20 protein-coding genes are annotated in these 20,993 nt (G+C 62.0%); 8 read left to right on the forward strand and 12 right to left on the reverse strand.

Annotation, left to right across the window (positions count from 1 at the left end; all coding sequences use genetic code 11):
- Entirely contained in the window at window positions 1-429 is a 429-nt protein-coding gene (locus NUH19_RS02270) for a DUF948 domain-containing protein (RefSeq protein WP_262314944.1), read from the reverse strand.
- A 154-nt stretch (window positions 430-583) separates the two neighbouring features.
- Here NUH19_RS02270 and NUH19_RS02275 point away from each other — a divergent pair, with 154 nt between their 5' ends.
- Both NUH19_RS02275 and NUH19_RS02280 read left to right on the forward strand, forming a co-directional pair.
- Window positions 584-1,465, forward strand: a complete 882-nt coding sequence (locus NUH19_RS02275; protein WP_420844665.1) for a mechanosensitive ion channel family protein — start codon at window positions 584-586, stop codon at window positions 1,463-1,465.
- A gap of 139 nt (window positions 1,466-1,604) precedes the next feature.
- Entirely contained in the window at window positions 1,605-2,492 is an 888-nt protein-coding gene (locus tag NUH19_RS02280; RefSeq protein WP_262314946.1) for a DUF368 domain-containing protein, read from the forward strand.
- A gap of 97 nt (window positions 2,493-2,589) precedes the next feature.
- Here the strand turns inward: NUH19_RS02280 and cbpB are convergent, their stop codons facing one another.
- Window positions 2,590-3,075 carry a cyclic-di-AMP-binding protein CbpB gene (gene cbpB, locus NUH19_RS02285; RefSeq protein ID WP_262314947.1) on the reverse strand — a complete coding sequence of 162 codons (486 nt, stop codon included), beginning with the start codon at window positions 3,073-3,075 and terminating at the stop codon, window positions 2,590-2,592.
- 168 nt (window positions 3,076-3,243) lie between these two features.
- On the opposite strand from cbpB, the gene NUH19_RS02290 reads away from it, so the two are divergent.
- Window positions 3,244-3,978: an MIP/aquaporin family protein gene (locus NUH19_RS02290; RefSeq protein ID WP_262314948.1), complete on the forward strand. Its 735-nt coding sequence runs from the start codon at window positions 3,244-3,246 to the stop codon at window positions 3,976-3,978.
- 94 nt (window positions 3,979-4,072) lie between these two features.
- Here the strand turns inward: NUH19_RS02290 and NUH19_RS02295 are convergent, their stop codons facing one another.
- Window positions 4,073-4,594 (reverse strand): metallophosphoesterase, encoded by a 522-nt coding sequence (locus NUH19_RS02295; protein ID WP_262314949.1) that lies wholly within the window; start codon window positions 4,592-4,594, stop codon window positions 4,073-4,075.
- A gap of 10 nt (window positions 4,595-4,604) precedes the next feature.
- Window positions 4,605-6,041, reverse strand: coding sequence for a glutamate racemase (gene racE / locus NUH19_RS02300; protein WP_262314950.1), 1,437 nt, complete (start codon window positions 6,039-6,041; stop codon window positions 4,605-4,607).
- Between the two features lie 141 nt (window positions 6,042-6,182).
- On the opposite strand from racE, the gene NUH19_RS02305 reads away from it, so the two are divergent.
- The gene (locus NUH19_RS02305; protein WP_262314951.1) at window positions 6,183-6,650 is read left to right on the forward strand and encodes a YslB family protein; all 468 of its coding nucleotides are present in this window, start codon (window positions 6,183-6,185) and stop codon (window positions 6,648-6,650) included.
- An 86-nt stretch (window positions 6,651-6,736) separates the two neighbouring features.
- Here the strand turns inward: NUH19_RS02305 and trxA are convergent, their stop codons facing one another.
- The 5 genes from trxA to adhE form a co-directional block, all read right to left on the reverse strand.
- Window positions 6,737-7,048, reverse strand: coding sequence for a thioredoxin (gene trxA, locus NUH19_RS02310; protein WP_262314952.1), 312 nt, complete (start codon window positions 7,046-7,048; stop codon window positions 6,737-6,739).
- Between the two features lie 338 nt (window positions 7,049-7,386).
- Window positions 7,387-9,744 carry an endonuclease MutS2 gene (locus NUH19_RS02315; protein ID WP_262314953.1) on the reverse strand — a complete coding sequence of 786 codons (2,358 nt, stop codon included), beginning with the start codon at window positions 9,742-9,744 and terminating at the stop codon, window positions 7,387-7,389.
- Window positions 9,745-9,817: 73 nt separating this feature from the next.
- Window positions 9,818-10,357: a CvpA family protein gene (locus tag NUH19_RS02320; protein WP_262314954.1), complete on the reverse strand. Its 540-nt coding sequence runs from the start codon at window positions 10,355-10,357 to the stop codon at window positions 9,818-9,820.
- 2 nt (window positions 10,358-10,359) lie between these two features.
- On the reverse strand, window positions 10,360-10,599 hold the full coding sequence (locus NUH19_RS02325) for a cell division protein ZapA (RefSeq protein WP_262314955.1): 240 nt from the start codon (window positions 10,597-10,599) through the stop codon (window positions 10,360-10,362).
- Between the two features lie 602 nt (window positions 10,600-11,201).
- Window positions 11,202-13,817, reverse strand: a complete 2,616-nt coding sequence (gene adhE, locus NUH19_RS02330) for a bifunctional acetaldehyde-CoA/alcohol dehydrogenase (RefSeq protein ID WP_262314956.1) — start codon at window positions 13,815-13,817, stop codon at window positions 11,202-11,204.
- Window positions 13,818-14,153: 336 nt separating this feature from the next.
- Between adhE and NUH19_RS02335 the strand changes: the two genes are divergently transcribed.
- Window positions 14,154-14,930 (forward strand): alpha/beta hydrolase family protein, encoded by a 777-nt coding sequence (locus tag NUH19_RS02335; RefSeq protein WP_262314957.1) that lies wholly within the window; start codon window positions 14,154-14,156, stop codon window positions 14,928-14,930.
- Window positions 14,931-15,039: 109 nt separating this feature from the next.
- Here the strand turns inward: NUH19_RS02335 and NUH19_RS02340 are convergent, their stop codons facing one another.
- Entirely contained in the window at window positions 15,040-16,047 is a 1,008-nt protein-coding gene (locus tag NUH19_RS02340; RefSeq protein WP_262314958.1) for a glycosyltransferase family 2 protein, read from the reverse strand.
- A gap of 107 nt (window positions 16,048-16,154) precedes the next feature.
- Here NUH19_RS02340 and pepF point away from each other — a divergent pair, with 107 nt between their 5' ends.
- On the forward strand, window positions 16,155-17,966 hold the full coding sequence (pepF, locus tag NUH19_RS02345; protein WP_262314959.1) for an oligoendopeptidase F: 1,812 nt from the start codon (window positions 16,155-16,157) through the stop codon (window positions 17,964-17,966).
- A gap of 128 nt (window positions 17,967-18,094) precedes the next feature.
- Here pepF and NUH19_RS02350 read toward each other — a convergent pair whose 3' ends face one another.
- Window positions 18,095-18,601, reverse strand: coding sequence for a flavodoxin domain-containing protein (locus NUH19_RS02350; RefSeq protein ID WP_262314960.1), 507 nt, complete (start codon window positions 18,599-18,601; stop codon window positions 18,095-18,097).
- 174 nt (window positions 18,602-18,775) lie between these two features.
- Between NUH19_RS02350 and NUH19_RS02355 the strand changes: the two genes are divergently transcribed.
- Both NUH19_RS02355 and NUH19_RS02360 read left to right on the forward strand, forming a co-directional pair.
- Window positions 18,776-19,273, forward strand: coding sequence for a thiol peroxidase (locus NUH19_RS02355; protein WP_262314961.1), 498 nt, complete (start codon window positions 18,776-18,778; stop codon window positions 19,271-19,273).
- Between the two features lie 147 nt (window positions 19,274-19,420).
- Window positions 19,421-19,930 (forward strand): hypothetical protein, encoded by a 510-nt coding sequence (locus NUH19_RS02360; RefSeq protein WP_262314962.1) that lies wholly within the window; start codon window positions 19,421-19,423, stop codon window positions 19,928-19,930.
- A gap of 81 nt (window positions 19,931-20,011) precedes the next feature.
- Here the strand turns inward: NUH19_RS02360 and NUH19_RS02365 are convergent, their stop codons facing one another.
- Window positions 20,012-20,986 carry an AEC family transporter gene (locus NUH19_RS02365; protein ID WP_262314963.1) on the reverse strand — a complete coding sequence of 325 codons (975 nt, stop codon included), beginning with the start codon at window positions 20,984-20,986 and terminating at the stop codon, window positions 20,012-20,014.
- Window positions 20,987-20,993 lie beyond the last annotated feature (7 nt).

Genomic DNA, 20,993 nt, shown 5'->3' on the forward strand with positions numbered 1-20,993 from the left:
CTAATCCTTCTTGGACTCTTTTTTCTTCAGCATCGACATCGCCATCTTGCCAACCTTGGCGGCGGCGGTGACCTTCGCGGTGTTTTGGACGCCCCCTGCGACTTTTTCGGTCAGGTTGCGCGTGGCCGAGTTCAGGTCGGACACAGATTCGCCGAGCTCGCCGATCGCGGTGAACACCGGATCGACCGCGGCCACCTTGCCGTTCACGTCGTTGAGCAGCGTGTTGGATTTCGTTAGCAATGCTTCGACTTCATTGGTCAGCGGCTTGATTTCCCCGTTGACCGTGGCGAGCGTCTGGTTGACCTCTGCCACCGTATTTTTGATTTCCTTGGTGACCGCCGACAGCCGGATTGCGACGATCGCGATGGCCAGCGCGATGACCAGCAACGCAACGGCCGCAATCACGCCGGCAACTTCTGCTCCTGACATGCAACACCCTCCTCACTGGCTTTAAGCCCGATACCCTAAGAATATCATCATTACTATACCGCCGCAAACGCTTGCGGGATTTTCCCAAGATTTCCTTTGGTCAGTGGCCGTCAACTGCCCGGTTTGGTACACTAAGGAAAGATTGGAGCGATTAATTGTGATTTTTCTAGCTCAGGCCAAAGACCTCACGCAGCAGACCAACCTCTTCCTGCGCTATGTTCAAAACATCAACTGGGACGGCGTCTTAGACCGCGTCGTGTCCGTGGTGGTTCAGCTGGTGCTGTTCACCCTGCTGTTTTGGCTGATCAACAGCCTCGGCAAGCGACTGGTCAACCGCGGCTTCGCCACCTACAAGGACCGCAGTCGGCTGACCCCGACGCGCGTTGACACCATGCACACGCTGACGCGCAACGCCTTCTCGTACCTGGTGCTGTTCTTCTACCTATATGCCGTCTTATCCACCCTCGGCGTTCCCGTCGGCACCTTGATCGCCGGCGCCGGCGTGGTCGGCATCGCCTTGGGCCTGGGGGCACAGGGCTTCGTGTCCGACGTGGTGACCGGCATTTTCATCATCCTCGAGGGCCAGTTCGACGTCGGCGATTCCGTCACGCTCGGCGCGATTTCGGGCAAAGTGACCAGCGTCGGGCTGCGAACCACCATCGTGCAAAGCTTCAACGGCACAATCAACTACATCCCCAACCGCAACATCAGCATTGTCTCTAACCTGTCGCGAAGCAACATGCAGGCCTTAGTCAGGCTGCCGATGCGGCCGGACACCGACTTTGCCAAGGTCGACGCGGTGATCGATGCGGTCAACCGCAAACTGGTGCCGACCCACAAGGAAATCAAGAGCGGCCCGGATGTCTTGGGGCTGACCGACAACGGCGACGGCACCTTCTCCTACCAAGTCCTGATGTTCGTCCAAAACGGGCAGCAACTGGCGGTTCAGCGCGACTTTTTGGCCGCCTACAGCCAGGCCTTAACCGACGCCGGCATTGTGCTGCCGACCGCGACGGTGCCACACCCGCAGCAGTAGCACCTACCGCACCGGGGCCAGCGGCCGCGCCACCCCTGAATTCGCCGTGGCACCGTGGCATCAGGCCGCTGTCCCCGGCGCGGTGAACCACCCGCTTTTTTGTCGCCCTTCCCTCGCCAACCCCCGTGAAAGGACAACTATGCGTAACCTGATCAAAGGTGCCTTCATCGGCATCGCCCTGGTGATTCCCGGTCTCTCCGGCAGCATTTTTGCCGTCGTGGTCGGTTTGTACGACCGCCTGCTCGCCGCCCTCAACCACTTCCGCGAGGACCCGCGGCGCCACCTGCGATTGCTCATACCGGTGGGGCTGGGGGCGGCCTTGGGCATTCTCCTATCGACCAAGGCCATCCTCGCCGCCACCGCGGCGTGGCCGCTTCTGGCCTACGCCTTCTTCACCGGGCTGGTGCTGGGCATCGCGCCGTTCGTGTGGCGCAAGTGCCGGCAGGTCGCCTTTGCGCCCTGGCACCCGCTGCTTGCGGTCGCCGGCTTTGCGGTGATCTACGGGCTGGCGCGGCTGGGCGAAGGCGACGCGACGACCCTGATTGCGATTCCCACGCTACGCGGCGCCGGGGACTTCTTCACGATGCTTTGGGCCGGCGCCTTTTCGGTGGCGCTGATGGCCATTCCCGGCATTTCCGGGTCGATCATGCTGATGGTGATCGACCAGTACGGCACCGTCTACAACGCGGTTGGGCAGCTGGGGACTGCGGCTCGCGCCGCGGTCGCCGGCGACTGGGCAGGCTTTGGCCAGGCCGCCGCCAGCGTCGCGCTGCTTTTGCCCTTTGCCCTCGGCGCCGCCGTCGGCCTGCTGGCGGTGGCGCGGCTGATGGCCTGGCTGCTCGCCCGGTTCGAGGCGCTGGTCTACTGGGCGGTATCGGGCATCGTCTGCGCCGCCGTCGTGATTCTGGTGCAAACCGGCATTGCCCCGGCCTGGCCGCCCTACTGGCTGGCCGCCGCGCTTCAGTGCGGCGTGGCCGGGGCCTTGGGCATCGTCGCCACCATGTTTTTGGACCGGCCGGACGCGTGACGATCAGACCAAAACAGCGACCCCCTGACGCGCAAGTCGGCGTTGGCGGGTCGCTGTTTTGGTATTTGGTGAAGTTGATTGTCTCTGGGGCAGCTGATCAGGGCTTGGCAACCGGTTGCTCAAGCGGGGTCACCGCGTATTGCTTGTCGATGTTGTGGCCAATGTAGTTGATGCCCTTCATGACTTCGCGGCGCGTCACGATGCCGGTGAAGGTGCCATCGGCCTGGACCACCGGTAGGAACGGGCTATCGACCAGCAGGTGCAGCACGTTTTCCACATCGTACGGGTCCTCAACGGTCACCAGGTCGGTTTCCATTACGTCCCGGACGCATAGGCGGTCCAGCGGGTCGATGTTCAGGTCATCGAGGCCGAGCATCGTGTTGGTGATCATGGGCAAAGACAACAGCCCCTTCAGGTGGTCGTCGTGGTCCAAAACCGGAATCTTGGCGTAACGCACCTTGGTCAGAACCAAAAACGCGTGGCGCAGCGAGTTGTCCTCGTTCACGCTGGCCACCACCTCGCCGGGGATCATGAAGTGCTGGCGATTCTCTATCATCATGTGATCGATCACTTTGTTGATCATTTGCACACTCCTCTTTGTGGGTACCCCCTTATTTTACCGGAATTGACCGGGCGATGCACCCGTGAGCAAAAAGCTTTACGTCTTCGTTAATCTTGCCTATAATTCCATAAATTGGTAGAATATGTGCATTACGGATTTTCAGAAAGTCCGGGTAAAGGGAGAGACGAAATGACATACGATTTAGGAGTTCGGCTGATTGCTGAATTCATGGGCACCGCGATCATGGTTGCCCTGGGCAACGGATCCGTGGCCAACGTGGACCTGAAAGGGACGAAGGGGAACGGCTCCGACTGGATGCTGATTGCCGTGGGTTACGGCGCCGGGGTCATGATCCCCGCGATGATCATCGGCGGCATCTCGGGCAACCACATCAACCCCGCCTTCACCATCGGCCTGGCGGTGGCCGGCATGTTCCCGTGGCAAGAAGTGTTGCCGTACCTGGTCGTCCAGTTCCTGGGCGCGATGTTCGGTCAGCTGTGGGTGGTCGCCGCCTACAAGCCGCATTACGACCTGACCACCAACACCCAGCACATCCTGGGGACCTTCAGCACCATCAACGCCACGAAGAGCAAGCTCAACGGCTTCATCAACGAATTCATCGGTTCCTTCATTCTCTTCTTCGGGGCACTGGGCATCACCAAGGCGCCGTTTTTCCAAGACAACCTCGGCACCGCCCACATGGCGCTGGGCTTTCTGGTCGCCACGCTGGTTGCCAGCTTCGGCGGCCCGACCGGCCCGGCCCTGAACCCGGCGCGTGACCTCGGTCCCCGCCTGTTGCACCAGCTGCTGCCGCTGCGCCACAAGGGCAGCTCGGACTGGGGCTACGCCTGGGTGCCAGTGGTGGCGCCGATCGCCGCGGCCATCACCGCCATCCTGCTGTACAAGACCGTGTTCATGAAGTAGCCGGCCACGCCGAGCGAACGTCTCACTCGGCCAAATCAAAAGCGCCGTCACCTCGCAGCAACTGCGAAGGTGGCGGCGCCTTTTTTCTGGTGGCTCAGCGCTGGCGCGTGAAGCGCCGCTGAAGGCCCGGGGCCGGCTGGCCGTCGCGCAAGTAATAAGTGACCGTGAAGGCCGCTTCGGTCACGTCAATCACGGCGTAGGTGCCGCGCAGGCTGGCGAACTGGCCGCGGGGCTGGGAGATGCTGCCGGGGTTGACCAGCAGGATGCCGTCGTGAACCTCGCAGCCCAGTTGGTGGGTGTGACCGAACAACGCCACCTGGGCCTTGGCCGCCTGGGCGGCCTCAATCAGCTGACCGAGGCCGAAGTTGACGCCGAAGCGGTGGCCGTGGGTCTCAAACACGGTGAGACCCTGAATCGTCGCGCTCACCGTCAGCGGAAAGTCCGGATCAAAATCCATGTTGCCGGCCACGGCGCGGAACGTGTCAAACAGCGGATCGGCCGCCGCAAGCTCCGAGTCGCCGGCGTAAAAATAACCGGCGGCACCGGGCTGCTGGCGCAAAATCGCCTCGAGAATCGCGCGATCCCCGTGGGTGTCGCTCACTACGACTAGTTTCACAGCGACCTCCTCAGTCCTGGTACCAGGAACGCCATTTTTGCTCCAAGGCTCGCATCGCGTTGCCGCGGTGGCTGATCGCATTCTTCTCAGCCGCCGTCAGCTCCGCCATGGTTTTGCCTAGGTCCGGCAGCAAGAAGTACGGATCGTAGCCAAAACCGTTCGCGCCGCGCGGCACCCCGGTGATCAACCCGGCCACAGATCCCGTCACCACCAGGTCCTCCGCCGGCCGGTTGGGCTTGGCGAACACCAAGGTGGCGTAGAAGGTGGCGGTGCGATCTGCCGGCGCGACATCGGCCAGCTCGGCAATCAGCTTCGCGTTGTTGGCCGCGTCGTTGTGGCCGCGCCCGGCGAACCGGGCCGAGAACACGCCGGGCCGGCCGTCCAGCGCATCGACCGCAAGCCCGGAATCGTCGGCGAGCACCGGCAGCTCAAGCGCCTTGGCGTAGCCGTCGGCCTTCAGCCGCGCGTTCTCCTCGAAGGTCGCGCCACTTTCGGCGACCTCCGGGACCTCCGGAAAATCGCGCAGGCTCAGGACCTTAATGCCGTCTTGGGCGAACATCGCGGCCAACTCCTTGACCTTGCCGGCGTTGTTGGAGGCCACCACGACGGTGCGGGTCGGCTCCTGTTTGGGGCCGGTGGTGGCAAGCTGGTCGATGGCCACATGCGTCGCCTTGACCGTCATGTTCAGCCAGTTGCCGGCGATCACGTCGAACAGATCGGCGTTGCCGGTGGTGTAAAAATCACGCTGCGGCGCCGCGGTCGGGGCGTCGTTGGCGATGTCGAAGTAATCCAGCAGCGTGGACACCTCGCTGACGGTTTCGGCACCGGAGTCGATCAACGTCACGCCGTCGCCCATCACGTTTTGAATCAGCGGCCGCAGCAGCGGGTAGTGGGTGCAGCCGAGCACCAAGGTGTCGAGGCCGAGGTGCAGCAGCGGCTGCAGCGTCTCGGCCACCACGCGCTTGGCCGTCGGGGTGGTCATTTCGTTGCTTTCCACCAGCGGCACGAACTTCGGGGCGGCGAGCTCCGTCACCTTCAGCCCCTCCGCCTTGGCGTGGATGGTGTCGGCGTAGGCGTGGCTGGCCACGGTGCCTTCCGTGCCGATGACGCCGATGTGGGCCTTTTGAGTCGCCTTGATCGCCGCCCGAGAGCCCGGGACGATCACGCCGATGACCGGGATGTTCAGCTTGGCCTTGAGATCCGGCAGGGCCGCGGCGGTCGCCGTGTTGCAGGCCACGACCAGCATCTTGATGTCTTGGTCGAGCAGGAAGTTGACCATCTGCCAGGTGAACTCACGCACCTGTGCCGCCGGCCGCGGCCCGTAAGGCAGGCGAGCCTGATCGCCGAGGAACACGACGCCTTCGTTGGGCAGCTGCCGCAGCGCCTCCTTGACCACGGTCAGGCCGCCGACGCCTGAGTCGATAAAACCGATTGGTTGCGTCTTCATAGCAAACGCCTCTTTCGTTTAGTCTGAACCTTCATTGTGGGCGCTTCCGCCGCCAAAATCAAGTGGGGCCGGCCGGGCTTCGGTGCTGATTTTTGCCGCGGATTCCAGTATACTAGGAGTAACGTTCACGAGGAGGCCGTCATGGCAAAAGCAAGTTATCAAGATCTACTCACCCTTCCAGCAACCGGGCCGCTGTTCGGCCAGCTGGCCATTCGCGACCTGTTGCTGCCAGATCTGCTAGGGGTCGAAACCTCCAACATCCTGTACTGGGCCGGCCGCGCCTTGGCGGCCAAGCTGCCGGTCGCCGAACCGGACATCCCCGCCTTGTTCGAGAAGGTCGGTCTCGGCACCCTGACGCCCGAGGCGGCCAAACGCGCCGAGCGGTCGTACCTGCTGGCCGGCGCCGTGGTGGAGACGCGCATCCAAAACTTCGACGACCCCGATTTTCGCCTGGAGGCCGGCTTCTTGGCCCAGAGCCTGCAGCAAGTGCTGGGCGTCGTGGTCGAGGCCAACCCAACGATCGACCGGCGCAAGAAAACCGTCACCCTGACCGTCGTGCTGGACCCCAAGACCGAACAGCCGACCGCCGATAAGCCCATCGCGTTGTAGTCGCACCACGCAATCGCACCACGCAAAAACCCGCCGCTTCCCGGCCAGCCATGACGACTGAACCGGAGAGCGACGGGTTTTTGGTGCTAGTTGGTGTACTTGTTGAGGACTTCTTCGAGCTGGTCCTTGGTGTGGTAGCCGACGATCTTTTCAACCGGCTTGCCGTCCTTTTTGACCAGCAGCGTCGGAATCGCCATGATACCGAAGCTCGACGGGGTGTCCGGGTTCGCGTCGACGTCCATCTTCACGAACTTCACGTCCTTGCGGCTTTCGGCCAGGGATTCGATCACCGGGCTTTGCATCTTGCAGGGGCCACACCAGGTTGCCCAAAAGTCGGTCAGCGTCACGCCGGTGGCAGTTTCTGTCTCAAAGTTCTGGTCGGTTACAACTTGTACCATCACGATCACTCCTTATGCTATGCTTACTTTTCGTAACTAACCATAGCATACCGCACCGCCGAGCCAAAAGCAAGCGTTCCCCTATTCGGTTAACACCCGATACCACAGGCTGTGAGCCCGGGTCACCGCCTGCCAATCGTCGTCGTGAGCAAAGGTCATCACCCGCGCCGCGGCCGAAAACAATCCGGGTCATTAACCGCACAATAAATTAGGGGGTTGCCCAAAGCGTGACAGGTTGCGGCGGCTGAGTCCGTCACACCGGCACCGGACTCAGCCGCGCCGTTGACCAGAAAAAAGGGCACAAAAAGCGCCAGCGGCTGAGCTGGCGCTTGGGTGCTTCACTTGAACTCGACAATCGTGGCGCCGGAGCCGCCGGCGTTTTGCGGGGCGAAGCCGAACTTCTTGACCTGCCGGTTGCGGCGTAGGTACTGGGTCACGCCGTTGCGAATCGCGCCGGTGCCCAGGCCGTGAATGATGGTGACCTGCTGGTAATTGGCCAAAAGCGCCGAGTCGATGTAGCTATCGAGGTTGGCCATCGCCTCATCGTAGCGTTGGCCCCGCAGGTCCAAGGTGGTGCTCGGGCCGGTCATGCCGCCGCCCTTGACGCCGGCGATGCGGCGCTTGGGCTCGGGCTCCGGGTCGTCTCTGACCTTCTCGATGTCGCTGGTGGCGATGCGCATGCGCATGATCCCGATCTGAACGTCCCAGTGCTTGGCGTCGACCTGCTCCAACAAGTCGCCGGTTTGACCGTAGCTCAGGACGCGAACGCGGTCGCCGGCGGCTAGCGCCTGCTTGCGCTTCTCGCGGCGCAGGACGCGGTTGGGCTGCTTTTTCTCCTGGTGCAGGTGCGACAGCTCGCTTTTGGCCTCGATCAACTGGTTCTCCTTGACGGTGCCGGGATTGGTCAGCTGCATCTGGCGCAGGTTCTTGATGATCTTATCCGCCTTCTCCTGGGCCTTGTCGACAATCGCGTTGGCCTGGTCCTTGGCGGCGTTGAGCTGCCGCTCCCGCTCGTTGAAGAACTCGGTGTAGGCGCCTTGGAGGTCCCGGTGGAGCTTTTCGGCCTCGTCCAGCTCGTGGCGTGTGGCCTTGTACTCGGTTTCGGCGGCCTTGCGCTGGCTTTCCAGATCGGCAATCATGTTGTTCAGGTCGTGGGAGTCGTCGGCGATCAACAGCTTGGCGCGGTCGACAATGGTCGCGTCAAGCCCCAGGCGAAGCGAGATGTCAAAGGCGTTACTGCGCCCCGGCACCCCGATCAAAAGCTTGTAGGTCGGCTGCAGCGTCGCCACGTCGAACTCCATGGAGGCGTTGATCGTGTTGGGCGTATTGTAGCCATACAGCTTGAGTTCCGGGTAGTGGGTGGTGGCGACGACATCCGCGCCGATCACGCCGACCTCATCGAGAATGGCGATGGCCAGGGCCGCGCCTTCCTGCGGGTCGGTACCGGCGCCCAGCTCATCGAACAGCACCAAGGCGTCCGAATCCAGGTGGTCGAGAATCGTGATGATGTTGCTCATGTGAGCCGAGAACGTGCTGAGGTTTTGCTCGATGGACTGCTCGTCGCCGATGTCGGCAAACACGTCAGAGAACACGCCAATCTGGCTGTTGGCCGCGGCTGGAATGAACAGGCCGGACTGGCCCATCAGCTGCAAAAGCCCCAGGGTTTTGAGCGTGATGGTTTTACCACCGGTATTCGGGCCGGTGACCACAATCGCCTGGTAGTCCTCACCCAGGGTGATGCGGTTGGGCACGACCTTGTGCGGGTCGAGCAAGGGGTGCCGCGCCGCCAGCAGGTCGACGTGGTTCTCGCGCGACACGGTCGGCTCGGTGGCCTTGATCAGCCGCGCGTACTTGGCCTTGGCGTTGATGAAGTCCAGGTGGCCGATCACGTCGGCGTTGGCGGCCAGCGCCGTCGCGTTGGGCGCGACTTCATCGGACAGCTCGGCTAACACGCGCTCGATTTCGGTGGCCTCGGCGATCTGCGCCTCGCGCAGCCGGTTGTTCATCTCGACGATCGCCTGGGGTTCGATGAACAGGGTCTGACCGCTGGCGCTTTGGTCATGCACGACGCCGCCGAACTGGCCGCGGTACTGGGCCAGCACCGGAATCACGTAGCGGTCGTCGCGAATGGTGACGATCGGGTCCGACAGGTACTTGGCCGACGCGCCGCGGGTGTAGTTCTCCATCCGCGAGCGGATGTCGCCTTCCAGGCGCTTGATCGACTGGCGGATGCGACCGAGCTCCGGGCTGGCCTCATCGGTCAGGTTGCCCTCCTCATCCACCGCGGTGGTCAGGCGCCGCTCCAGCTGCGGCAGCGTGGTCAGGGCCTGCTGCAGGTCGTACACCACCCGCAGGTCGACGTTATCGGCCAGGTCGGTCAAGAAGCGGTCGACGGTGCTGACGGTTCGCAGCACCCGCGAAAGTGCCGCAAGCTCCGTGCCGTTGAGCACCGAGCCGATGCGAACGCGCTTGAGCGATGGGCCGATGTTGCCCAGCGTGGGAATCGGAATGCCACCCTTGAGGCGCAGAATCGTGGCGCCATCGGCGGTTTCGTCAAGCCCCGCCTGAACGGCGTCGGCGTCGGCCGTCGGGAGCAGCGCCGAGACGCGCTGCTGGCCGGCCGCCGTGGCGACCTCCTGACTCAGCGCCGCCGTGACGCGGTCGTACGCCAGGGTTTGCAGTATTTTAGAATTCATATCGGGAATTTCCTTTCACAGTTCCGAGCAGTCAAAAGGCGAGGTCACCCTCGCCTTGGCCGCACATTCAGTTTTAGCCGACCACCCACAGCTTGGTGAACAGGTTGGTCAACCCCAGGGAGTAACGCACCATGGACTTGCCCAAAAGCGAGTGTTCAAGCATGTCCTGCAGGCCGCCGATCGGCACCAGCGCCACCAGGTACAGCAGCAAGAAGATGAAGAGGTAGCCCATCGCCAGGTTAAGGAACCCGCCAGCCAGCCAATCGAGGTGGGTGTCAAGCGTCCGGTACTTGAGGTCGTGCAGCCACAGCGCAACAAAGCGCGTGACCAGCCACCCCAAGGCCAGCAGCGTGACGAAGGCGACGCCGCGGTAGAACGCGTCGTCCAGCGTCAGCCCCACTTGGTTATCAAAGAACACAAAGCGGCTTTGCTCCGTCGCCGAGGGGTACGGAATCAAAAGCGTGATTTTGGCGGCCAGCCCCTTGTACCAGGCCGCGGCCAAAAGCAGGGACAGCACGTAGCCGGCCACATGCACCAGCTGCAACAGCAGCCCCCGCCGGGCCCCGGCGTAAAAGAAATACGCCAGCGCCAGGATAATCAAAAAACTCAGCATAATTACTCCTGCGTGTCCTGCTGCGCCTGCGCTTGGATCTTGACCGCGTCGGACAACGCGTTGAAGGCCAACAGAATAGCAGCATCCTCTGAACTGAGCGTTGGCGCCAGCGTCTTGATCTGGTCCAGCCGCTCGTTGAGCATGGCCGTGACCGCCTCAAAATGTGCCGCGCTGCCGGGCCCGACGATTGTGTAAGGTTTGCCATTGATTACGGCCTTGAACCGTCTTTTTTGTTCTTGCAACCGACACCGCTCCTTTTCGTATACTGATTTATTCTACCATGAATGCCACAACCGCGCTACCGCCCTGCCAACGCGACGCCACGCCAAAAGCCGCCGCAGTATCACCACTGCGGCGGCCGCGCCGAAGCCACCACGCGTTCGCACACGCGGCGGCCTCGGTCAACTTCTTGATGCGTTGCGCTAATCGGCGTTGCCACGAGGCGGCAAAGGCTTCTCAAGGCGACGCAAGAACTGGCCCCCTGTCAGCGACTCGCCGCAGCTACCTCGACACGAGTAGGCAAGCCGCTGTGCGGCAGGAAGATGGTGGTCCACACCCTGGTGGTCGGTCCCAATCGGAGGGGACCGTTGCGCGAAAACGTCGGCGTTGTTGCCTGGTACGGCATGGCATGGGTGGGGGTACTGGGAATGCTTATGTCCCGGACCTTCCCCCTAAGCAACAGAAGTGCAAGCGCTGCGGCCGCGGCGCTTTCTTTGCCCGTTGACAATCATCTGATTATAATGTAAGCCCTGCCACGGCTGCCGTCAACTTTTAAGCTCACGTCGTGGAATCACAAAACCCCGGTCGCCAGTGGCGGCCGGGGCATGTGAAAGGTTGGTGAAACTTAGATGCGAACGGATGGATCGGAGTCGGTGCCTTCGTATTCATCAAGCACAATCTGCTTCATGTCTGCGATCAAAGGCTCTACCGGGTTGGTGACCGTGCAGTTATCCTCGTAAGCCAGCTCGGCAAGGCGATCAACGCTTGCCAAAACGTCTTCCTTGGAGATGCCCTGGTCCTTCAGGCTCAGCTTGACGCCGACGCGGTGAGCCAGGTCGATGATGGCCTGAACGTAGGCCTCAACCAGCTCTTCAGTGGTGTTGCCCTTCAGGCCCAAAGCCCGCGCGATGTCGGCGTAGTCTTCAGCGGCCTGGAAGTAGCTGTACTTCGCCCAGATGGCCCGCTTCTTCGGGGTCTTGGCGTTGTAGCGGATGACGTGCGGCATCGTGATGGCGATGCAACGCCCGTGAGGCAGGTGGAAGGTCTGGCCGAGCTTGTGGGCGATACTGTGGTTGATGCCCAGCAAGGCGTTGGCGAAGGCCATCCCGGCGATCGTGGAGGCGTCGTGCATCTTGGCCTTGGCGTCGAGGTCACCGTTGTAGCTGTTTTCGAGGTTGGCGAAAACAGACTTGATGGCTTGCATCGACAGGCCCTTGGTGTAGTCCGTGGCCATCGTAGAGACGTAGCTTTCGGTGGCGTGGCAGAGCACATCCAGCCCGGTGTCGGCGACAACCTTCGGCGGCACGGTTTCGATGAACTGGCTGTCAACCAACGCAACGTCTGGGGTCAGCGCGTAGTCGGCCAGTGGGTACTTGATGCCGGTGTCGGAGTCCGTGATGACCGCAAACGGGGTCACTTCGGAGCCGGTACCGGACGTGGTCGGGATGCAGACCAGCTTGGACTTGGTCGGCTTCGGGAACTTGTAGGTCCGCTTGCGGATGTCCAGGAACTTCTGCTTGGCGCCGAAGAAGTCGCCGTCGCCATCGTAGAACAGCCAGATGCCCTTGGCCGCGTCCATGACGGAGCCGCCGCCGATCGCAACGATTGCGTCGGGCTTGAAGGACTTGGCAATTTCCGTGCCTTTGTAAACGGTGTTGGAGGAAGGATCCGGTTCAACATCGACGAAGGTCTGGATCTGCACGTCGTTGGTGCGTTGGTTCAGCACGTCCTCAACGATCTTGACGTAGCCGAGCTTTTCCATCCCGCGGTCGCCGACAATCAAAACGCGGTCCAGGCCGTCCATCTTTTCGAGGTAACGGACCGAGTTACGCTCGAAGTAGATCTTGGGGGGGAGCTTCACCCACTGCATGTTGTTGCGGCGCTTGGTGAGGGTCTTCACGTTCAACAGGTCGATGGTGCCGACGTTGTGGGAGATCGAGTTGCCGCCGTAAGAGCCGCAGCCCAGGGTCAGCGATGGAATCATTTCGTTGTACAGATCCCCGATGCCGCCCATGGTGGAAGGACTGTTGACCAGAATCCGGCAGGCGTTCATGCGATCGGCGTATTCAAGCGCCAGGTCTTCGTCGGCGGTGTGGATGACCGCGGTGTGGCCGAGGCCGCCGTTGTCGAGCATCCCTTCGGCCTTGGCGAAGCCATCGGCGTGGTCTTCGGCCTTGATCATGGCCAGAACCGGGCTGAGCTTTTCACGAGACAGCGGGAACTTCGGGCCAACGCCCTTGAGTTCGGCAATCAAGATTGGCGCGTCTTCTGGAATCTCGATGCCGGCCCAATCCGCAATCGTGTGGGCGCTTTGGCCGACGATCGGTGGGTTAACGGAGCCCTTCTCCAGGTTGATGACGGTCTTGCTCAAAGCCGGGATGTCCTTTTGCTTGGCAAAAGCGGCGCCTTGGGCGATGAATTCGGCCTTCACTTGGTCGTAGATGGCGGCATCGACGATGACCGCCTGCTCGGACGCGCAGACCATGCCGTTATCGAAGCTCTTGGACAAGATGACATCGTTGACCGCCTGCTTGATGTTGGCGGATGCTTCGATGTAGGCTGGCACGTTGCCGGCCCCGACGCCCAGCGCCGGCTTGCCGGTGGAGTAGGCCGCCTTGACCATGCCAGGGCCGCCGGTGGCCAGAACCGTGGCGATGCCTGGGTGGTTCATCAGCTTCTGGCAGGCTTCGATGCTTGGCACCGGAATGTACTGAAGGGCGCCCTTTGGCAGGCCGGCCTTTTCCGCTTCCTCGCGAATCACTTCAAGCGCCTTGGCCGAGGACTTTTGCGCCCCTGGGTGGAAGGAGAAGATGATTGGGTTGCGGGTCTTGATCGCGATTTCGGACTTGAACATCGTGGTCGACGTCGGGTTGGTGACAGGCGTTACGCCGGCGATCACCCCGATTGGTTCCGCGATGGAAACCAGGCCGCGCTGCTTGTCTTCGGCGATCACGCCGACGGTCTTGTTGTCCTTGATGGCGTGCCAAATCTCTTCGGTCGCGAACATGTTCTTGATCGCCTTGTCTTCGTACACACCACGGCCGGTTTCTTCAACCGCCAGCTTGGCCAGCTCCATGTGGTGGTCAAGCCCGGCAATCGCCATGCGGTGAACGATGTGGTCAATCTTGGCCTGGTCGAAGGTCTTCATGACCTTCAGCGCTTCATGGGCGTTGGCGACGAGTTCGTCGATCATCTTGTCAACATCGACGGGCGCTTCAGTTTTAGGTGTCTCTTTAAGCATCTGGATCCCTCCACTTTTGTTTGCAAGTTTTCGTTAACCATTTCACAAACAATAATATAGCAAGGTTTTGTGAATTTGTAAACAAGTTTCGGTGAATTTTTTCACGGAGATTTTGAATTGCTGTTACACCAACGATTTTCAGCTGTCACAAGGTGTGACTGGATGAGCGTAACCGGCTTCATTTCGCGGTCTTCACCTGTACTGAAGCGCAGTCGCAACTGTCTACTTTTTCACACACTGCCGGTTCAAAAAAACTTGGCCGCGTCAGGCAAAAAAATTGCCCGGCGGCGGGTGACCGCGTAAAGTGAAAGGTGAAGCCAACAATGGAGGTGCATCATGGCACAACTGATCGCTACCGATGTGTTTTACGCCGAGGGGCTGGGGCTGACCACCGACTTGTACCAGCCGGCCGGCCACGCGCGAGGGGGCATCATCCTGATTCACGGCGGCGGGTGGTTCCAGGGTGACAAGCACAAGGACGCCGATTGGGCCGAGGCGCTGGCCGCCGCCGGCTACTTCGTGATGGTTCCCAACTACCGGCTGGCCAAGGTGGCCCCGTTCCCGGCGCCGCTGAGCGACATGGCGACCTTGATGGGCTGGTGCAAACGCCACGACCTACCCTTCCCCAGCGAGCACATGGCGGCGGTCGGGGCCAGCGCCGGCGGCAACATGGCCGTCGAGCTCGCGATTCGCTTCGGCATCCCCGCGGTGTCTTTGTCCGGCATCCTGGACATCGCGCCGTGGCTGGCCGAGCACGAGAACGTGGTGCCCGTGCCGCGCGAACCGGGGGCCAGCGTCGCGTCAAGCGCCATCGACCAAGGCGGCGCCGACCCCGGCTTTTACAAGTGGTTCGTCACCAACTACCTGCCGGATCAGGCGCAGTACGCGGCGGCGACCCCGGCGCCGCGGGTGACCCACGCAACCGGCCCCCTGTTTTTGGCCAACTCGCTGCAGGAGTTCGTGCCGATGAGCGGGGTCTTGCAGGTGGCGGCGGCCGCCAGCACCGCCGCAGTGCCGTTCACCGTCCGGGCACTGGCCGGCACCGCGCATGGCAAGGGCTATCTCGACGCTGTTCACGAAGACGTCCTGAGCTTTTTGGCCGCCACGATCTGACCGGCCGGCGGACCCGCGCTTGGCCGACTGCTAGAAAGCTTCGGGCCGGCGCCATCGCCCAAACGCCAAAACAGCGCGACCCCCCAAGCGGGGTCGCGCTGTTGACGTGTCAGTTGAACTGATAAACGTGCCGTGCCATGCGGTAGGCGGTCACGGTCAGGGCCCGGCCGGTGTGGCCGGGCAGGTTCATCACCCGCCCGACCAGGCCGTGGCGCATCTGGGTGTAGAGTGCCGGCGCGGTTTGGGCCATGTAGGCCCAAAGCTCGCGCTTTTTGGCCAGAGCCTGCGGGGTCTTGGCTCGCAGCAGGAGAATCGACGAGATGCCGGTCACGATGGTCACGTAGCTTCTCATGTACCGCGCAAGCGCCGGGTCGTGCAACGGGGTGGTCGCGTAGTAATCGATCATCGCCTTGTTGACGAAAATCTGCTGGTCGATGCGCCCGATCATCACTTGCTCGTTGACGGACTGATCCGCCCGGCCGATGAAGTAGTGGTAAAGATCCAAGTCCAAGTAGCGCATCGCGGTCACGTAAGGCAGCGGGTAGAAGACGTAGAGGTTGTCTTCATAGAAGGTGTGTGCCGGCAGGCTCAGGTGGGCCTCCTGCAGACACGCGGTGCGGTAGATCACCGTGTGCATCAAGAGGTACTTCCCCACCGGCAGCTTCACGTCCCGCCAGGTGAACGCGCGGTCCGTTGGCAGCAGATGGCGGAACTGAATCACCTTCTTGTGGTTTTGCGCCACTTTGTCGTAGATGTAATTGCAGATCAGCATGTCCAGCCCGGCGGTGAAGGTCGCATGGGCCAAGTGAGCCATCAGCGCCTTGAGGGCCGCGGGGTCCAGCCAGTCGTCCGAGTCCACCACCTTGAAAAAACGCCCGGTGGCCTCGGCCAGCCCGTAGTTAATCGCCTGCCCGTGGCCGCCGTTGGCCTCGTGCAGCGCCCGGACCTGCGGGTAGTCTTGGGCATAGCGGTCGGCGATGGCCCCGGTGTCGTCCTTGGAGCCGTCGTCGACAATCAGGATCTCAAGCTCCGGGCCGCCGGTGAGCAGCGCATCGATGCAGCGGGCCATGTAATCGGCGGAGTTGTAGCATGGCACGACGACGCTTAAGAGTTTCACATGATCACAACTTTCTTTATAGTCACTGCCCTTATCATATCAGAAGTGTTCGGCAAACGCGCCTAAAACAGGTAAAATAAGCCTGACCACGAAAGGAAGTTATGCTCATGTCTACCACCCCGATGACCCGCAGCCAGGCCCCGCTCAACCAGACTTGGGACCTGACCGCGCTGTACCCCACCGATGCCGCCTTTGAGGCCGACATCGTCAAGCTCAAGGAACTGACCGCCGACTTCACCCGCATGTACCAGGGCCGCCTGACCCAGCCGGCGGTGATTCAAGACGCCTTGGAGGACTACGCCAACATCCAAGACATCGCAGACCGCGTGATGCACTACGGCTTCCTGCCGGCCGCCGCCGACACCAGCGACGCCCAAGCAACGGCACGCAACAACCGCGTTGAGGCCCTGATGGCCCAGCTCGACGGCGCCTTGACCTTCCTGGCCGCCGAGCTGCAACAGCAGCCGACGGCGACGCTTGACGCCGTGGCGGCGGCCGACGCCGAGCTGGCCCCGTACATCCGCCACGTGCTGCAAGACAAGAAGCAGGCGCTCGATCCCGCCGCCGAAAAGGCCCTGGCCGAGCTCGCCCCGGCGCTTGACGCCCCCAACGCGATTCGCAGCCAAAGCCTTTTTGGCGACGCGGATTTCGGCACCTTCACCGCCAACGGCAAGACCTACCCGCTGTCGTTCGTCGACTACGAGGAGACCTACCAAAAGCACCCGGACACCGCGGTTCGCCGCGCCGCCTACCGCCAGTTCAGCAAGACCCTGGCCAAGTACCAAAACGGCATGGCCGCCGGCTACTACGCCCAGGTCGCCAAGGAGAAAACGCTGGCCACCATGCGCGGCTACGACTCCGTAATCGACTACCTGCTGGCCGACCAGGAAGTCACCCGCGAGATGTTCGACCGCCAGATCGACGTGATTATGACCGAGCTGGCCCCGGTCATGCGCCGCTACATCGGCCACATCCAAAAGCTCTGGGGCCTAGATCACATCGGCTACACCGACCTGCAAATCGACCTGGATCCGACCTACACGCCCAAGGTCACGCTAGATCAGGCCCCGCAGTACATCAAAGACGCGGTGGCGCCGATGGGTCAGGCCTACCAAGACCTGATCATGCGGGCCTTTCCGGAACGCTGGGTCGACTTTGCCCCCAACGTCGGTAAGGAATCCGGTGCCTTCGCCTCGGCCCCGTACTCGGCGCATCCCTACATCCTGATGAGCTGGAGCGACACGCTGCCGGCGATTTACACATTGGTTCACGAGCTCGGCCACGCCGGGCAGATGACGCTTGCGGCCCAGGCTCACGGGATTTTGGCCGCCAACCCGTCGACCTACATTGTGGAGGGGCCCTCGACCTTCCACGAATTACTGTTGACCCACAGTCTGGTGCAGCAGGCCGAGTCGCCGCGGTTGCGTCGCTTCGCCCTGAGCCGCCTGCTGTCTGATACCTACTTCCACAACTGCGTCACCCACCTGCTGGAGGCTGCCTTCCAGCGCAAAGTCTACAAGCTGATCGACGCCGGTGAGTCCTTCACCGCCACCGACCTCAACCGCATCAAAAAAGGCGTCTTGCACCAGTTCTGGGGCGACGCCGTCGATCTGGACGACGGGGCCCCGGAGCTCACGTGGATGCGCCAGTCGCACTACTACATGGGGCTGTACTCTTACACCTACTCCGCGTCCATGGTGGTCTCGACCGGCGCCTACCTGCGGGTGCAAAAAGAGGGCCAGCCGGCGATTGCCGATTGGCAGCGCTTCTTGGCCCTGGGCGACAGCCTGGATCCGATCCACTCGGCCCAGGTGGCCGGCGTCGACATCACAAGCGACGGGGCCTTGCGCGACATGATTCACTTCCTGGACGACACCGAGCGCCAGATTGAGGCGCTTTCCGCCGAAATCGGCGACTAGGCGACCGGCCGCATCAAGCAAAATTTGGCCGTCACGCCACCTGGCCGCAACACGTTCGGCCGCCGTGTCAGCCGGCAGAAATCGATCAAACCCCCGCCAGCGGCCGCTGGCGGGGGTTTGGCGTCGGGTCAGTCACCTTCCAATAGGCCGAGGTCGTCCAGCTGCGTGGCGGCGACCAGAAGCGGCGTGATCGAGGCGGCATTCGGCGGCTGCGGCGCCGTGGCCGAGGCGAAGTACTGCGTCCAGTGAAACACCAGCCGCAGCCGCACCGGCAAGGCCTTGGGGTCGACTTGGCCGCGGAAGTAGAAGAACTGCGGTGCCACGGTGCAGCCGGCGAAGCTGTGGGCCCAGACCCGGTCGAGGTCCAGCTCGCTTTGCGCAAGCATCCCGGTGCCAAACACCAACAGGTGCTCGGGCAAGACCTCCGCATACCGGCGGTAAAAGCGCGAGAAGCCGCTGACCTTCCGCCCCCACAGCAGGTGGCCGCCGTAGACCACCAGCCGGGCGTTTTGCAGCTCGGTTCGCGTAATGAACTTGCTATCGACGACCTCGCAGTGCAGCTGCCGCGCAATCCACAGCGCGTACTGCTGGGTGAACCCGGTCTGTGAGGTGTACACGATCAAACACTTGGCCATCCGTCCCGCTCCCTTCGTCTCTCTTTCTGTATTGTAACAGCCTGCTTTGACACCTTGCCACCCTTGCACACAACTGTCATCAAAATGTTGCTTTTTTGAAATTAAATTGTTCACAATTCGTCACCGGCAGGATTGTGTTATACTGAAGGTAACGTCACCCATAGGAGGCTAATCATGCAAATCACACGTCATGGCACCCCACTTCAGACCACCGGCGAACCGCTTGGCATCGGCCACGCGCTGCCGGCGTTCACCTTGCAAGACGCCGCGGGGCGCACCATCACCCCGGCGGATTGGGCCGGCCAATACACCTTGATCAGCGTCGTGCCGGACATCAACACCCGCGTCTGCAGCCTATCGACCAAGCGCTTCAACGCCGCAATGGCCGATTTTGAAGGCACCCACTTCATCACCGTGTCGACCAACGCCGCGGCCGACCAGCAAAACTGGTGTGCCGCAGAAGGCGTCGCCAACATTCAGCTGCTGTCGGATGCCGAAGGCGCATTCGGCCGCGTGATGGGCCTGCTGGTCGAAGACGGCCACACCGACGCCCGCAGCGTCTGGATCACCGACGCAAGCGGCAAAATCGTCTACCGCGAGCTGGTGCTTGAGCAAACCGACGAGCCGGATTACGACAGCGCCTTGGCTTACCTCGAGACCCACAACCGCTGAGCAGCCTGGGCCGCCAACCACTTGGCGGCCTTTTTGGTGTCACCGAGCGGCCGCTCACGCCAATTTTTCGACCGCTCGCGCAAAAAGCGTGACGGTTGGGGACCCCCGCGGTAAGCTAGGCTCATCAACTTGAAAGCCGGGAAGCTCATGAAAAAATCAAGCGTTATCGTTAATGGCAAGCCGATTCACGGCCTAGCTGCGCTGCCCATCGCCGGTTTGGCCATCGTGATTGCCGCCGTGGTCTTGGCCGTCGTCGTGCCGGTGGTGCTGGGGGTGTCCGCCTTGGCCCTCGGCGCGGTGTTGCTGGTGCTGGCGGTGGTCGCCATCGGGCTTTTGGTGCTGGCCTGCGTCCTGCCCTTCCTTCGCCTGCGTCACGCCACGTTGACCTTCAAGGACGGCGGCGAGTCCAAGCGCTACGTCGTGGCGATCGACGTGCGGCTACGCGACGGCTGGGCGCAGGCCAAGGGCTACTACCGCGCGGCAAGGCAATCCCTCGGTCGCGCCGACGCCTTCGCCGCGGCGCTGGAACGCTTCGTCACCACCGACTTGTACCCGGTGTTCGAGCAGGCGCTGGCTGCGCAGTACGGACCGGCCGTCGCCGCCGCGTTCGTTGCGGCCGGCCAGCACTACCAAGTCAACACCCTCACGGCCAACTGACCCGCTCACCCAACACGGCGACCTCGCGCCGCCCAAAAAAGCGCCGCCTCCAATTGCCTGGAGACGGCGCTTTTGAGTTACCTAGAACCCTTGAATCAGGAGCATCACGATCGGCACCACGATGGCGAACAGCACCGTCGACAGCGTCACGACGTTGGTGGCGTATTCGACGTCGCCGTGGCCTTCGGTGGCCAAAATCGGCAGCACCGCAAGGCCCGGGGCCGAAGCCTGAACGATCAGGGTCTTAATCTCAAGGCTCGGCACGTCGAAGCCGGCGTGAAGGCCGAGCACGATCAGGGCGGTGATCAAGGCAGGGGCGATCACGAAGCGGCCGAGCAAGGCGACGATCGAGTCGCGATCGAAGCGAATCGTTTTGAATCCCGCCTTGGCCAGAATAATCCCGATGTAGATCAGAGACAAAGGCGTCACCAGGCCGCCGACGTAATCCAGCGTGTTGACGGCAAAGCCCAGCCAGCCGACGTGAACGAAGGGAATGTTCAACAGCAGGAAGACCAGTGCCACCAGGAAGCCCAACAGGGGCGCCGGCAGCAGCTTTTTCCAGTTGAAGGCGACCTTAGCCTTGCCGGCGGTCGGGTCGTCCCAGCTCATCAAGAAGGCGCCGAGGGTCCAAGTGGAGACGGTGTTGACCACGTAGTACATCAGAAAGTACGGGGTCGCCTGGTCGCCGAACAGCGCGAGGTTGAGCGGCAGGCCGATAAAGATGGTGTTGGCGTTGACGAACATGTTGATGAAGGTGCCGCGCCGCCCCGGGCGAATCTTGAGGAGGCGGACCAGCAAAAAGGCGATCAGGTAGCCTAAAATTACGGCGCCGAAGCCGTACAGCAAACCGGAGCTCAGGCTCACCAGCTTCTTGAGCGTCAGCCGCTCCAGCACTGAGATAAAGATGGAGGCCGGCAGCGCGACTTTCATTAAGAGCTTGCTGATGGTGCCGCCGAACGCGTCGTCGAACCAATTGTTGCGTTGCAGCAGGTAGCCCAAGGCGATGATCAAGACAATGGTCAAAATGCTTTGGACCGAAGTGTATAAAGCAGTCAAGGTATTC

The sequence above is a fragment of the Lacticaseibacillus parakribbianus genome, from assembly GCF_025490915.1.
GTDB lineage: Bacteria > Bacillota > Bacilli > Lactobacillales > Lactobacillaceae > Lacticaseibacillus > Lacticaseibacillus parakribbianus.